This is a genomic window from Falsochrobactrum shanghaiense (assembly GCF_003149535.1).
Taxonomy (GTDB): Bacteria; Pseudomonadota; Alphaproteobacteria; order Rhizobiales; family Rhizobiaceae; genus Brucella; species Brucella shanghaiense.
Genome location: NZ_QGDB01000006.1, coordinates 47,213 through 61,577, shown reverse-complemented (window position 1 = coordinate 61,577; position 14,365 = coordinate 47,213). Strand labels below are relative to the sequence as shown.

Here is a 14,365-nt window from a genome sequence, read left to right as displayed (position 1 = left end):
GAGGGTCAGTTCCGAAAACGTTGAGGCGCGAAGGGTGAAAGATCGATTGCCGGCCTGTCATCGGCAATCAGATCGCAAATGAGGCGTGCGGTCGCTGCCGACTGGGTCAGACCGAGATGGCCATGGCCAAAACCGTAATAAACATTTTTTGCCGCCGCAGCGCGCCCGATCACGGGAAGCGAATCGGGCATTGAGGGACGATAGCCCATCCATTGCCGCCCGTTTTCCGTCTTCAGACCCGGAAGGAACCTGGCTGCCTTTTTGAGCATGGCTTCGGATCGCGCAAAATTTGGCGCCAGCCTGAGACCGCCGAATTCGACCGCGCCACCCACGCGCAGGCCCGTTGCCATGGGGGTGATGACAAAGCCATGGCCGGGAAAGGTCAGTTGCCGCTTCACATCGAAACTGCCCACCGGCAAAGTGGTGTTGTAGCCGCGCTCGGTATCCAGCGGAACCGTATCGCCAAATGCCTGCGCCAGACTGCGCGACCATGCGCCAGCCATGATGACGAGATGCGGGGCGGCTATTTCGGTGCCGTCCTCAAGCCGCAATATAGCGCCTGCATCCGTGGGTCGGGCATGTACGACCTTGCCTTGCCTCAATCGCGCACCCAGACCTTCCGCATAGGCCCAGATGGCCTGTCCGAACAGTTTGGGATCGCTCACATTCTTCCAGCCCGGCACGAAGGTTCCCGCAACAAAGCGCGGGCTCAATCCCGGCTGCAATTGCGCAAGCCGGGCTCCGCGCACATGTTCATAGGCAATCCCGGCCTTCTCACGCACATCCCAGCCGGGCTGGGATGCGGCAAGTTCAGCCTCGCTTTCATAAAGCTCCAGATTGCCGTCTTCACGCAGCCTGTCGCGCAGTGCGGCGCGATCGATCAGCGACAGCATCTCGCTTTCGGCAAGACGCATGATCGCCGCCTGTGCTGCGGCTGTTTTCGCCTGCACGCTGGCGCTGCTTGCCCGCCAGAAGCGGTAAAGCCATGGAACCATCCTGGGAAAATAGGATGGACGGATTGTAAACGGCCCGAGCGGATCCAGCAGCCAGCCGGGCACCTTGCCCATCACGCCCTTGGAGGCCAGCGGCAGAATATCCGAGAAAGCCAGCGCCGCCGCATTCCCGCTGCTCGTTTCCTCGCAAATGCCGCTTCGGTCTATCACCAGAACCTTGCGGCCCGCCTCCGCCAGCAAGGCCGCAGTAGCAACCCCGACAATGCCTGCCCCTATGATTACGACATCGTGAGGGCTTGCCAAATCCGATTTCATCTATGCGGCTCCCCGCCGAATCCACATCGTTGATAGTCTGAACGGCATTTCATGGCTTATCGAGGGGATTGTCCAGTGTTTTCCCGAGATGAACCTGTGCGCATAACTATCCATCCCGCCGATTCTCGCAGCGGTCCGCGCTTGAAATAAGGTGATAAAGCATTCCGGAATCAAAAAAGCGGGCCGAAGCCCGCTTTGAAGAAAGAAAAAGACAATCGCAATCAGGCAGGCAGAACCGTTCCCTGCAACGTCATGAGCTGATGCAGGAAAATTTCGGCCTTGGTGCGATGCTCGACAGACGAAGCATCATTGAGAAGCTCGCGCGCATGATCGATGCGCCGCTGAATATCTGCCGGATCGATGTCATCGATATGTGTCGCTGATTCGGCCAGAACCGTGCAGCCCTGCGGTGTAATGTCGGCGAAACCGCCAAAAACCACGTAGGAATCCGGCTTGCCATCGGCCAGCTTCACCGTAACAATGCCCGGCATGATCGTCGTCATCAACGGCGAATGCCCGGCCAGAGCCGTCAGATAGCCCTCGCTGCCCGGGATAACGACTTCCGTCACCTGCGCTGAAAGCAGGAGCCGCTCAGGCGATACGAGTTCGAATTGGAAAGCTTGAGCCATGGTTCTCACTTAATTCTTCAGAGCGTGATCCCGAAATATGGACAGCAATTTTCGAAAAAGATCGTGCTCAAACAAAATGAACAGGCATTTCCGGCGGACATGAAAGCCCGCCGGAAATTCAATTCATCAAGCCGCTTCCGCAGCCAGCTTCTTGGCCTTTTCGACCGCTTCGTCGATGCTGCCGACCATATAGAAGGCAGCTTCCGGAAGATGATCGTATTCGCCGGCGCAAAGACCCTTGAAGCCCTTGATCGTGTCGGCCAGATCGACCAGCTTGCCCGGCGCACCGGTAAAGACTTCGGCCACGAAGAACGGCTGCGAGAGGAAGCGTTCGATCTTGCGCGCGCGCGCAACCGTGAGCTTGTCCTCTTCGGAAAGTTCATCCATGCCCAGGATCGCGATGATGTCCTGCAGCGACTTGTAGCGCTGAAGGATCGACTGAACCTGACGGGCCACTTCGTAATGCTCTTCACCGACAACCTTCGGATCGAGCATGCGCGAGGTGGAGTCGAGCGGATCGACAGCCGGATAGATGCCCTTTTCCGCGATCGAACGTGAAAGAACGGTCGTTGCGTCAAGGTGAGCAAACGAGGTTGCCGGTGCAGGGTCGGTCAAGTCGTCGGCAGGAACGTAAATGGCCTGAACCGAGGTAATCGAACCCTTGGTCGTCGTGGTGATGCGCTCCTGCATCGCGCCCATGTCGGTCGCGAGCGTCGGCTGATAACCAACTGCCGAAGGAATACGGCCGAGAAGAGCCGACACTTCGGAACCCGCCTGCGTGAAGCGGAAGATGTTGTCCACGAAGAACAGAACGTCCTGGCCCTGGTCACGGAAGTTTTCAGCAACCGTCAGACCCGACAGGGCAACACGGGCACGAGCACCCGGGGGTTCGTTCATCTGGCCGTAAACGAGGGCCGCTTTCGAGCCTTCGCCACCGCCGAGCTTGTTGACGCCCGATTCGATCATTTCGTGATAAAGGTCGTTACCTTCGCGGGTACGTTCACCCACACCAGCAAAGACCGAATAACCACCATGCGCCTTGGCGACGTTGTTGATCAGTTCCATGATCAGAACGGTCTTGCCGACGCCCGCGCCGCCGAACAGGCCGATCTTGCCGCCCTTGGCGTAAGGAGCGAGAAGGTCGACGACCTTGATGCCCGTAACGAGGATTTCGGCGTCCGTGGACTGCTCGGTATATTCCGGAGCATCCTGGTGGATGGCGCGCAGGGTCTTGGTCTTGATCGGACCCGCTTCGTCAACCGGCTCGCCGATGACGTTCATGATGCGGCCGAGCGTTTCCTCACCGACCGGAACCATGATCGGGCTGCCCGTATCACGCGCTTCCTGACCGCGCACGAGACCTTCGGTCGCGTCCATGGCGATGGTGCGGACCGTGTCTTCACCAAGGTGCTGCGCAACTTCGAGAACCAGACGATTGCCCTGATTATCGACCTCAAGCGCGTTGAGGATCAGCGGAAGCTGGCCCTCGGGGAACTTGACGTCGACAACCGCGCCAATGACCTGTGTGACATGGCCAACAGCACCGGTTGCAGCCGCTGCCTTGGGAGCGGCAGCCTTTGCTGCGGTTTTTGGAGCCGCCGGCTTTCTGGCGGGCGCCTTCGCCGCAGGCTTTTCTTCGGCCGCGGCGGTAGTTTTCGGGGTCGCTGCTTTTGCCATCGATCCTTACCTTCCGTTAGCATGATCCCGAAAAGTTGCAGACTTTTCGGACAAGATCACGCGGTAAAACCAAACTCTAGAGCGCTTCTGCGCCCGAAATGATTTCGATCAGTTCCTTGGTGATCTGCGCCTGACGCTGGCGGTTATAAGTGATCGACAGAGCGTTGATCATATCACCCGCATTGCGCGTTGCATTGTCCATCGCGCTCATCTTCGCGCCCATTTCCCCGGCGACATTTTCCAGCAAGGCGCGGAAAATCTGCACGGAAATATTACGCGGAATCAAAGTGCTCAGGATTTCTGCAGGATCCGGCTCATATTCGTAGATCGCCTCGCCCGCAGCTTGCGCACCGGCATCGCCATCGGCACTTGCCGGAATGAGCTGCTGCGCGGTCGGAACCTGGCTGATCACCGACTTGAATTCGGAATAGAACAAGGTGCAGACATCGAAGGCACCTTCTTCAAACAGCTTGATCACCTTCTGGCCGATCTGATCAGCATGAACGAAGGCAAGCTGCTTGACTTCGCGCAAGTTGACATGATCGATCAGCAGTTCGGCGAATTCGCGACGCAGAATATCCGCGCCCTTCTTGCCGACCGTGATGATCTTGACCGTCTTGCCTTCGGCAATCAGCTTACGCGCATGATCGCGCGCAAGACGTGCGATCTGCGAGTTGAAACCGCCGCAAAGGCCGCGCTCCGCGGTGCAGACGACTAGCAGATGCACGTCGTCCTTGCCCGTACCGGCCATCAGGGCCGGCGCATCTTCACCGGAAACGTTCTGGGCGATATTTGCCAGAACGGCGCTCATGCGCTGCGAATAGGGCCGTGCGGCCTCCGCAGCTTCCTGAGCACGGCGCAGCTTCGCCGCGGCGACCATCTGCATCGCCTTGGTGATCTTCTGCGTCGCCTTGACCGAGGCGATACGGTTTCTCAGATCCTTTAGTGAAGGCATCCGTTCATCCCGTCACAAAATTCAGGCAAAGGACTTGGCAAAAGCGTCAACCGCTGCCTTGAGCCTTGCCTTGATGTCGTCGGTAAGGGCTTTCTCATCGCGAATGCTCTCAAGCACGTCCTTGTGCTCGGTGCGCAGCGAAGCGAGAAGTCCCTGTTCGAACTTGCCGACCTGATTGACGGCGAGCTTGTCGAGATAGCCGTTGACGCCGGCATAGATCACGGCAACCTGTTCTTCCGTCTTGAGCGGCGAGAACTGCGGCTGCTTGAGAAGCTCCGTCAGGCGGGCACCGCGATTGAGCAGGCGCTGCGTGGAAGCATCCAGATCCGAACCGAACTGGGCGAAGGCCGCCATTTCACGATACTGTGCGAGCTCACCCTTGATCGAACCGGCAACCTGCTTCATCGCCTTGACCTGCGCGGCGGAACCAACGCGGGAAACCGACAGACCAACGTTCACGGCAGGACGAATGCCCTGATAGAACAGGTTGGTTTCAAGGAAGATCTGGCCGTCGGTGATCGAAATCACGTTGGTCGGAATAAAGGCCGACACGTCATTGCCCTGCGTTTCAATGACCGGAAGGGCGGTCAGCGAACCGGCGCCGTTTTCGTCGTTGAGCTTGGCAGCGCGTTCGAGCAGGCGCGAATGGAGATAGAAAACGTCGCCCGGATAAGCTTCACGGCCCGGAGGACGACGAAGCAGCAGCGACATCTGGCGGTAGGCGACAGCCTGCTTGGACAGATCGTCATAGCCGATCAGCGCATGCTGGCCATTGTCGCGGAAATATTCGCCCATGGCGCAGCCCGCAAACGGAGCCAGATACTGCATCGGAGCCGGATCGGAAGCGGTAGCCGCGATCACGATCGAATATTCGAGCGCGCCGCGCTCTTCGAGAACCTTCACGAACTGCGCAACGGTCGAACGCTTCTGGCCGACAGCGACATAGACGCAGTAAAGCTTGTCCTGGTCGGGGCCATTATCGTGGATCGGCTTCTGGTTGAGGAAGCTGTCGAGAATGATTGCGGTCTTGCCGGTCTGGCGGTCGCCGATAACCAGCTCGCGCTGGCCGCGGCCAACCGGGATCAGGGCGTCGATGGCCTTGAGGCCGGTCGACATCGGCTCATGAACCGACTTGCGCGGAATGATGCCGGGAGCCTTGACGTCGACGCGGCGACGTTCCTTGGCCTTGATCGGGCCCTTGCCGTCGATGGGATTGCCGAGAGCGTCGACAACACGGCCCAGCAGTTCCGGACCGACCGGAACGTCGACGATCGCGCCGGTACGCTTGACGACGTCGCCTTCCTTGATGTCGCGGTCGGCACCGAAGATAACGACACCGACATTATCGCTTTCAAGGTTCAGCGCCATGCCGCGAACGCCACCGGGGAATTCGACCATTTCACCGGCCTGAACATTGTCCAGACCATAGACGCGGGCGATACCGTCGCCGACGGACAGAACCTGCCCGACCTCGGAGACCTCAGCCTCCGTGCCGAAGTTCTTGATTTGCTCTTTCAGGATAGCGGAAATTTCCGCGGCGCGGATGTCCATCAGCCGACCTCTTTCAGTGCAAGCTTGAGAGAAGAAAGTTTTGTGCGAAGGGACGTGTCGATCTGACGCGAACCCATCTTGACGATAAGACCGCCGAGGATCGACGGATCGACGGTGACGTTGATCGCCACGTCCTTGCCGGCAACACCCTTCAGCGTTGCCTTCAATTCATTCTGCTGTGCAGCAGTCAATTCATGCGCGGAAACGACATCCGCGGAAATCTCGCCGCGATGCTCGGCTGCGATCTGGCGGAAAGCGGCAATGATGCCCGGCAGCGCAAACAGGCGCCGGTTATGCGCGATCACACGCAGGAAATTGCCGACGAGGCCCGTTATGCCCGCCTTGTCGGCTACCGCGCCGATCGCCTGCAACTGGTCTTCTGAAGAAAAGACCGGACTGGAGATCAAACGCTTGAGGTCTTCGCTTCCGCTCAGAAGCGCCTCGAAACGGTCAAGATCTTTTTCCACAGCTGCCACGGAATTCGCTTCGAGAGCAAGCTCGAATAGCGATCCGGCGTAACGCTGGGCGACACCTGAAATGAGCGAAGACGTTTCTGCCACGAACAACCTGCTCTCTGCGTTGAAATCATCTTTCTGGAGCCTATCGGGACACAGGAATCCAACCAGATGATTTTATTGAATCTTTCCGGAGAACTATTGACGCGCGGGCGCGCCAACACCGAAATGTGAATGCCGTCTAGCATAGACGAACGGGACTCGCAACACGCGAATCCCGCACTTTTGTGTAAGCTATGGTGCATTTTCTGGTTAAACAAAACGACTGCCTGCCTCCCGCATGGGATGGACACTCCTTTAGCGACCGGAAAATCAGGCCACAAAGCCGAAAGCATAGAGCAATGGGCCGGCCATGAGCATGAATTCGATGATGGCCGCAAATATGTTGTAAAAACTTGCGCCCCGATCAGACATCATTGAAATAAAACGGCCAAAAAGCGCGAACCCCCAGCCTGCCCCCAGCACCACCCACAGGAATGGCTGCGCGAAAACAAGGCAGCCAAGCCCCGTGCCAAGATAGAAACCCGCCATGGTGGCGCGGATCGACGCATAAGCCTCGGCCCGTCCGTGGGCGGGCTGCAGCCTGAGCAATTTCATCGACAGCCCCGGCGCAAAGAACATGACCGCGCCCAGAAAGGCCGTGATCGCCGCCGAACTCCAGGCGAGCCACTCGCCCGTACTTGCAGGAAGATAAAGATCCATTTGTTTTACCTCGTGGTTCCTGCCAGCTTTATCAAAGAAAACTCTGCGGATCGACGTCAATCTGCACACGCAGCGAGCCGCGTTCTTTCGGCGCGGCAGCAAGCAAGGCCCTGATAAAGCCTTGAATATCAGCGCGTTTCGTGCCGTGCACCAGAATGCGGAACCGATAGCGCCCACGCACCAGCGCCAGCGGTGCTTCGGCAGGCCCCAGCACCGAAATCTCCGGCGACGCGGGGGCTGCGCGGCGCAGGGCGCGCGCATGATTTTCCGCGTCAGCCCGGTTGTCGGCAGAAATTATAAGTGCTGCGAGCCGCCCGAACGGCGGCAGGTGGCTTCGTTCCCGCTCCTCGATTTCGCGCGCGTAAAAAGCCTCCGAATCGCCGCTGACAATCGCCCGCATGACCGGATGATCAGGCTGGTAGGTTTGAATGAGACCAAGGCTCTTGCGACCCGTACGCCCCGCGCGACCCGTCACCTGATTGAGAAGCTGGAACGTGCGCTCAGCCGCACGCGGATCGCCATTGGCAAGACCCAGATCGGCATCCACCACGCCCACCAGCGTCATATTCGGAAAATTATGCCCCTTGGCGACGAGCTGCGTGCCGATGACAATATCCGCCTCACCCTTTGCAATCGCGTCGAGTTCCAGCCGCAGACGTTTTACCCCGCCCGCCATATCAGACGAAAGAACGATGATTCGCGCCTCGTTGAACGTTGCCGCGACCTCCTCGGCAATCCGCTCCACGCCCGGACCGCAGGCGACCAGATGATCGAGCGTCCCGCATTCGGGGCAGGCTTCCGGCACCGGCTCGTGATAGCCGCATTGATGGCACATCAACTGCCCGCGAAAACGATGCTCGACCAGCCAGCTTGAACATTGCGGGCACTGGAAGCGATGGCCGCAGACACGGCACAAGGTCAGCGGCGCATAGCCGCGCCGGTTGAGAAACAGCAGCGCCTGTTCGCCGCGTTCGACTGTTTTGCCGACCTCTTCAGTGAGCGCAGGGGATAAAAACCGTCCCGGTGGTGGCGGCGAGCGACGCATATCGATGGTTTTCAGATCGGGCAACGCGGCTTGCGCATAACGACCATACAACTTGATTCGCCTGTAGCGGCCCTGATCGGCATTGACCTGGCTTTCAATAGACGGCGTGGCCGACGCAAGCACCACCGGAAAAGCTCCAATGTGGCCACGAACGACGCTCATGTCGCGCGCATTGTAAAAGACACGGTCTTCCTGCTTGTAGGCGGGATCATGCTCCTCATCGACCACGATCAGCCCCAGTTCCCTGAACGGCAGAAACAGCGCCGAACGCGCACCCGCCACCACCCGCACCGTGCCTTCCGCCACCTGCCGCCAGACGCGCTCGCGCGTCCTTGGCGCGAGATCGGAATGCCATTCGGCAGGCTTTGCGCCGAAACGATCATGGAATCGGTCGAGAAACTGCTGGGTGAGCGCTATTTCGGGCAAGAGAATCAGCACCTGCCTGCCCTGATCAAGTGCCTTGGCGACGGCTTCGAAATAGACCTCCGTCTTGCCCGATCCGGTCACGCCGTCAAGCAGCGAGACCGAAAAACCACCCGCTTCAACGGCTTCCGAGAGCATTTCCGCCGCCGCCTGCTGGTCTTCCGACAATGTCGCGCGCGCATAATCCGTATCGGGCCGCGCCACCACGGCGGGCGGCGGCAGCAACACTTCCTGAAACAGCCCTTGCGCTTTAAGCCCATCGACCACCGTCAGCGAGACGCCTGCGGCATGGGCAAGTCCGGAGCGCGTCCAGGCAAGGCCGCTGCGGGCAAGCTCCAGCACGCGGGCGCGCGCATCCGTCATGCGTTCCGGCTCGCCGCCATGATAGCGAAGTCCCGGCACATGCGGTTCGGGATCGAAAGCCGCAGGCGCGCGCAGCACCATGCGCGCCACCATTCCGGGTGGCGAAAGCGTATAGTCCGCCGCCCATCGCATGAAGCGCAACATCTCTTCATTGACCGGCGGGCAATCAAAAACCTCCGCGATCGCACGCAGCTTTTTCGCATCGACCGCATCTGTTTCCCCCGCGCAGACGATTCCGGCAACCTCGCGCGGACCTAAAGGCACGCGCACGATGGAACCGGGCTGGACCTGCATCCCTTCCGGCACCATATAGGAATAGGGTCGTTCAGCAGGCATGGGGACGAGCACCGGCACCACTCTGGGAGAGTGTTGCGCGAACAGACCTGAAATATCGTGCGAATCTTTCGACATGTCTGCGTGACCTTGGCGCGGCTTTGCGCTAAAGAAAAGCCACCTTCCGGGATTTAAATGGATTTAACTCCCTCACACCCGCGCTCATTATGGAGGAACGCTGTTATGAAGTTTTTCGTCGACACTGCGGACGTCAAGGAAATCCGCGAACTCAACGATCTTGGACTGGTTGATGGCGTCACCACCAACCCCTCTCTTATCGCAAAATCAGGCCGTGACATTCTCGAAGTCACCAAGGAAATCTGCGGCATCGTCGATGGCCCGGTTTCAGCCGAAGTCACTGCAACCGATTTTGACGGCATGATCAAGGAAGCAGCCGTGCTTTCCAAGCTGGCCGACAATATCTGCATCAAGGTTCCGCTCACTCTCGATGGCCTCAAGGCCTGCAAGAAATTGAGCTCCGAAGGCCTCAAGACCAATGTCACGCTCTGCTTTTCGGCCAATCAGGCGCTTCTCGCAGCCAAGGCCGGCGCGACCTACATCTCGCCCTTCATCGGCCGCGTCGATGATATGGGCATCAACGGCATGGAACTGATCGCCGAAATCCGCACGATCTACGACAATTACGATTTCCGCACGGAAATTCTTGCCGCATCCATCCGCACGGTCAACCACGTCAAGGAAGCAGCGCTAATCGGCGCCGACGTCGCGACCGTGCCGCCTGCAACGCTCAAGGCGCTGGTCAAGCATCCGCTGACCGACAAGGGCCTCGAAGCCTTCCTCGCCGACTGGGCGAAGACCGGCCAGAAAATCGCCTGACCACAGGCGCTATCCGCATAAAGCAAAACGGCGGGTCATTGGCCCGCCGTTTTCTTGTTCAGAGCTTTGAAAGCTGCATGGCAAGCGCCAGATAAACCTGCTCCGCCAGTTCTTCGGCGGCGCGCTTGCGCGCATCGCGCTCGGCGCGCAGATTGGCGAATTCCTGACGCGGACGATCAAAGGAAGCGGTCGCCGTGCGCGTGCCTTTCGCCAATGGCTTGCCGTCACGATCAAACAGCACGAAATTCGACGTCGCCTTGACCATGCCCGCTGAAGGCCGCCCGGTGCGGTCGGTCCTGTCGCCAATATCGACGCTGACTGCCGAAAGCGTCGACTGGCTCAATCCCAGTCGCAGCCTGTAGACCGGGTTGGCCGGTTCACCCGCGCCGCCGCCCAGCAGGAAGATCAGCCTGTTGCGCACCTGCTGGCCGAAGACGTCGCCCGCAGGATCGATTGCGACCGACGCAAGCTTGGCTCGCATATCCGGCGCGACACTGCCGCCAATCGTGCTGCCCGCACTGCCCGACGAATAAAGCGGCTGCACCGTGCAGCCTGCCATGAGCACAGTCGCAGCAAGTGCGGCGAAGACGACGCGAAAGCGCCTGAATGTGAAAGCGAGGCGATCAGGCAACGACATTGATGATCCTTTGCGGCACCACGATGATCTTTTTCGGCGTGCCCCCATTGAGCGCGGCCTTGACGAAGTCAAGTTCGAGCACCGCCTGCTGGATGCTAGCTTGATCAGCGTCGCGGGCGATTGTCAAATCCCCCCGCTTCTTTCCGTTGATCTGGACCGGCAAAATTATCTCGTTTTCCACGATCATCGCCGGATCGAATGTCGGCCACGGAGCGCGCGCCACCAGCGTTTGCTCGCCCGCAACCGTGCCGCCCAGCTCGCCCACGCATTGTTCGGCCAGATGCGGCATCATCGGCGCAAGCATCACAAGAAGCATTTCGGTCGCTTCGCGCAGCGCGGCTTTCAGTTCATCATCGGCCTTGCCGGATGCCGCCTGCTGCAATGGTGCGGCAAGCGCATTCACCAATTCGTAAAGCCGCGCGACGGCACGGTTGAAAGCGAGCTTTTCAATGTCGTCGCCAACCGCCTTGACCGCCTTATGCGCCGCCTTGGAGACGGCAAGCGCCTCGCCCTGCGTTCCCGCTGCCGGCAGAACATCCTTGAGCGCGGGAGCGGATTCCGAAATCAGCCGCCAGACGCGCTGGACAAAACGATGCGCGCCTTCCGCACCGGCTTCCGTCCAGATCACGTCACGCTCCGGCGGGGAATCGGAGAGCATGAACCAGCGCGCCGTATCCGCACCGTAGGAAGCGATGATGTCGTCGGGATCGACCACATTCTTCTTCGATTTCGACATTTTCTCGATGGAGCCGATTTCCACCGGCGCGCCGGTCGAAATCAGCGTGGCATGGCGCTTGCCATCCACCTCTTCGAGACGAATATCGGCTGGCGCCACCCACTGGCCGTCGGCCTTGTAGGTTTCATGCACCACCATGCCCTGCGTAAACAGGCCCTTGAACGGCTCGTCGATGCCGACATGACCGGCCACTTTCATGGCGCGGGTGAAAAAGCGCGAATAAAGCAGATGCAGGATCGCGTGCTCGACCCCGCCAATATACTGATCGACCGGAAGCCAGTGATCCGCCACCGCACGATCCGTCGGCTCGTTCTCCCACGGCGCGGTGAAGCGCGTATAGTACCACGACGAATCGACGAACGTGTCCATCGTATCGGTTTCGCGACGCGCATCGCCGCCGCATTTCGGGCATTTCACATGCCGCCACGTCGCATGGCGATCGAGCGGATTGCCCGGACGGTCGAATTCCACATCATCGGGCAGCTTGACCGGCAGATCGGCGCGCGGCACCGGATTGACGCCGCAGCTTTCGCAATGGATCATCGGGATCGGGCAGCCCCAGTAGCGCTGGCGCGAAATACCCCAGTCGCGCAGACGGAACTGCACCTTGCGCGCCGCTTGCGGACGACCATGAAGATCGGTCTTTTCCAGACGGCTGGCGGCTTCCTCAAAAGCCGCTTCCGGCGTCATGCCGTCAAGGAAGCGCGAATTAATCATCACGCCGTCATCGGTATAGGCCGTTTCGCCAATGCTGAAACTCGCCGCATCCTCGCCCTTGGGCAATACGACGGGCGTAACCTTGAGACCGTATTTATTGGCAAAGTCCAGATCGCGCTGATCGTGGCCGGGGCAGCCGAAAACCGCACCCGTGCCATATTCCATCAGCACGAAATTGGCGACATAGAGCGGCAGTTCCCAGTTCTCGTCAAAGGGATGCTTCACCTTGACGCCGGTATCGATGCCCTTCTTTTCGGCGGTTTCGAGCGCCGCAAGCGAAGTGCCTGCATGGTGGCATTCATCGATGAAACCAGCCAGCACCTCATTGCTCTGCGCCAGCTTCTTCGCCAGCGGATGATCGGCGGCGACCGCCACGAAGGATGCACCGAACAGCGTATCCGGGCGGGTCGTATAGACCTCGACTTCCGAAAAACCTTCCGGTGCGGTCTTCTCATCCAGCGCGAAGCGGACCTGCAGGCCTTCCGACTTGCCGATCCAGTTTTTCTGCATGAGGCGAACCTTGTCCGGCCACTGGTCGAGCGTGTCGAGACCGGCCAGCAATTCCTCGCTGAAATCGGTGATCCTGAAGAACCACTGCGTCAGTTCGCGCTGCTCCACCAGCGCCCCCGACCGCCAGCCGCGCCCGTCCACCACCTGTTCATTGGCAAGCACGGTATTGTCGACCGGGTCCCAGTTGACCTTGGAGGTCTTGCGCGTCACCAGCCCCTTTTCATAAAGATCGATGAACAGCATCTGCTGGCGGTGATAATATTCCACATCGCAGGTCGCAAATTCGCGCGTCCAGTCGAGCGACAGGCCCATGGATTTAAGCTGGCGCTTCATCGTGGCGATGTTCTGATAGGTCCATTCCTTGGGATGAACCTTGTTCTGCATTGCGGCGTTTTCCGCAGGCATTCCGAACGCGTCCCAACCCATCGGGTGCAGGACATTGAAACCTTTGGCGCGCTTGTAGCGGGCGACAACATCGCCCATCGCATAATTGCGCACATGGCCCATATGAATGCGCCCCGACGGATAGGGAAACATTTCGAGCACATAATATTTCTCGCGCGGATCGCTATTGTCCGTCTCGAAAGTCCGGTTTTCTTCCCAGACTTTTTGCCAATGAGCTTCCGCCACGCGCGGATTATAACGTTCGGCTGCCATGTGCGTGTTTACTCGTATGAAGATGATACATAGAAAGAGTCGTTATTTAACGGCGACCTTCACCACGTATTGGCGAAAGCGTCAAGTTTTTGCGCACGAAAAGCCTGAAAGCGAGAGTTCCATGTCTGATATTGTAGCGAACCTGAATATGGTCAAAGGCCAGATCGCCGCTGCCGAAAAGGAAGCGCGTCGCGATAAAGATTCAGTAACGCTCGTTGCCGTATCCAAAACCTTCGATGCCGGGGAAATCAGCCCCGTGCTTGATGCGGGTCAGCGCGTCTTTGGCGAAAACCGCGTGCAGGAAGCACAAGGCAAATGGCCGCAATTGCGCAAAACCTATTCCGGCATCGAGCTGCATCTCATCGGCCCGCTGCAATCCAACAAATCTGCGGATGCGGTGGCACTGTTTGATGTGATCGAAACGGTGGATCGCGAAAAGATCGCCGCAGCACTTGCCAAGGAAATACGAAAACAGGGCAAAAGCCCGAAACTCTATGTGCAGGTCAATACCGGCCTTGAGCCGCAAAAAGCAGGTATCGAACCCAAAGACGCTGCCGCCTTTGTCGAGCGCTGCCGCAGCCATCACGGCCTTGCGATAGAAGGGCTGATGTGCATCCCGCCCGCAGAGGAAAATCCGGGGCCGCATTTTGCGCTTCTGGAAAAACTGGCCCGCGAGGCAGGCGTCGAAAAGCTCTCCATGGGCATGTCGGGCGATTATGAAACGGCCATCGGCTTTGGCGCAACTTCCGTGCGCGTCGGCTCGGCGATTTTCGGCGGGCGTGATTATTCCCCGCCTGCCTGATCGCATGC

12 protein-coding genes are annotated in these 14,365 nt (G+C 59.1%); 2 read left to right on the top strand and 10 right to left on the bottom strand.

All coding sequences use genetic code 11. The features are described from left to right. Positions 1 to 5: 5 nt before the first annotated feature. The 8 genes from DKP76_RS15015 to DKP76_RS14980 all read right to left on the bottom strand — a co-directional run bounded on the left by DKP76_RS15015 (position 6) and on the right by DKP76_RS14980 (position 9,539). Positions 6 to 1,268, bottom strand: a complete 1,263-nt coding sequence (locus DKP76_RS15015) for an NAD(P)/FAD-dependent oxidoreductase (RefSeq protein ID WP_109707619.1) — start codon at positions 1,266 to 1,268, stop codon at positions 6 to 8. A 221-nt stretch (positions 1,269 to 1,489) separates the two neighbouring features. Beyond that, positions 1,490 to 1,897 (bottom strand): F0F1 ATP synthase subunit epsilon, encoded by a 408-nt coding sequence (locus tag DKP76_RS15010; protein WP_109707618.1) that lies wholly within the window; start codon positions 1,895 to 1,897, stop codon positions 1,490 to 1,492. A 126-nt stretch (positions 1,898 to 2,023) separates the two neighbouring features. After that, a complete protein-coding gene (atpD, locus tag DKP76_RS15005) occupies positions 2,024 to 3,574 on the bottom strand; it encodes a F0F1 ATP synthase subunit beta (protein ID WP_109707617.1) in 1,551 nt (516 codons plus the stop codon). A 76-nt stretch (positions 3,575 to 3,650) separates the two neighbouring features. Beyond that, positions 3,651 to 4,529, bottom strand: coding sequence for a F0F1 ATP synthase subunit gamma (locus tag DKP76_RS15000; RefSeq protein WP_109707616.1), 879 nt, complete (start codon positions 4,527 to 4,529; stop codon positions 3,651 to 3,653). A gap of 21 nt (positions 4,530 to 4,550) precedes the next feature. After that, complete coding sequence (gene atpA, locus DKP76_RS14995) at positions 4,551 to 6,080, bottom strand: F0F1 ATP synthase subunit alpha (RefSeq protein WP_109707615.1); 1,530 nt, start codon at positions 6,078 to 6,080, stop codon at positions 4,551 to 4,553. Then, positions 6,080 to 6,640: a F0F1 ATP synthase subunit delta gene (locus DKP76_RS14990; protein ID WP_109707730.1), complete on the bottom strand. Its 561-nt coding sequence runs from the start codon at positions 6,638 to 6,640 to the stop codon at positions 6,080 to 6,082. The genes atpA and DKP76_RS14990 overlap by 1 nt, the downstream gene beginning before the upstream one ends. Before the next feature lie 267 nt (positions 6,641 to 6,907). Next, the gene (locus DKP76_RS14985; RefSeq protein ID WP_109707614.1) at positions 6,908 to 7,297 is read right to left on the bottom strand and encodes an AGROH133_08824 family phage infection protein; all 390 of its coding nucleotides are present in this window, start codon (positions 7,295 to 7,297) and stop codon (positions 6,908 to 6,910) included. A 31-nt stretch (positions 7,298 to 7,328) separates the two neighbouring features. Further along, positions 7,329 to 9,539, bottom strand: a complete 2,211-nt coding sequence (locus tag DKP76_RS14980; RefSeq protein ID WP_109707613.1) for a primosomal protein N' — start codon at positions 9,537 to 9,539, stop codon at positions 7,329 to 7,331. A gap of 105 nt (positions 9,540 to 9,644) precedes the next feature. Here DKP76_RS14980 and fsa point away from each other — a divergent pair, with 105 nt between their 5' ends. Further along, a complete protein-coding gene (gene fsa, locus DKP76_RS14975) occupies positions 9,645 to 10,298 on the top strand; it encodes a fructose-6-phosphate aldolase (protein WP_109707612.1) in 654 nt (217 codons plus the stop codon). A gap of 58 nt (positions 10,299 to 10,356) precedes the next feature. Here fsa and lptE read toward each other — a convergent pair whose 3' ends face one another. Further along, positions 10,357 to 10,935: an LPS assembly lipoprotein LptE gene (lptE, locus tag DKP76_RS14970; RefSeq protein WP_109707611.1), complete on the bottom strand. Its 579-nt coding sequence runs from the start codon at positions 10,933 to 10,935 to the stop codon at positions 10,357 to 10,359. Then, a complete protein-coding gene (leuS, locus tag DKP76_RS14965; protein WP_109707610.1) occupies positions 10,922 to 13,555 on the bottom strand; it encodes a leucine--tRNA ligase in 2,634 nt (877 codons plus the stop codon). The genes lptE and leuS overlap by 14 nt, the downstream gene beginning before the upstream one ends. 121 nt (positions 13,556 to 13,676) lie before the next feature. Between leuS and DKP76_RS14960 the strand changes: the two genes are divergently transcribed. Further along, the gene (locus DKP76_RS14960; RefSeq protein WP_109707609.1) at positions 13,677 to 14,357 is read left to right on the top strand and encodes a YggS family pyridoxal phosphate-dependent enzyme; all 681 of its coding nucleotides are present in this window, start codon (positions 13,677 to 13,679) and stop codon (positions 14,355 to 14,357) included. Positions 14,358 to 14,365 lie beyond the last annotated feature (8 nt).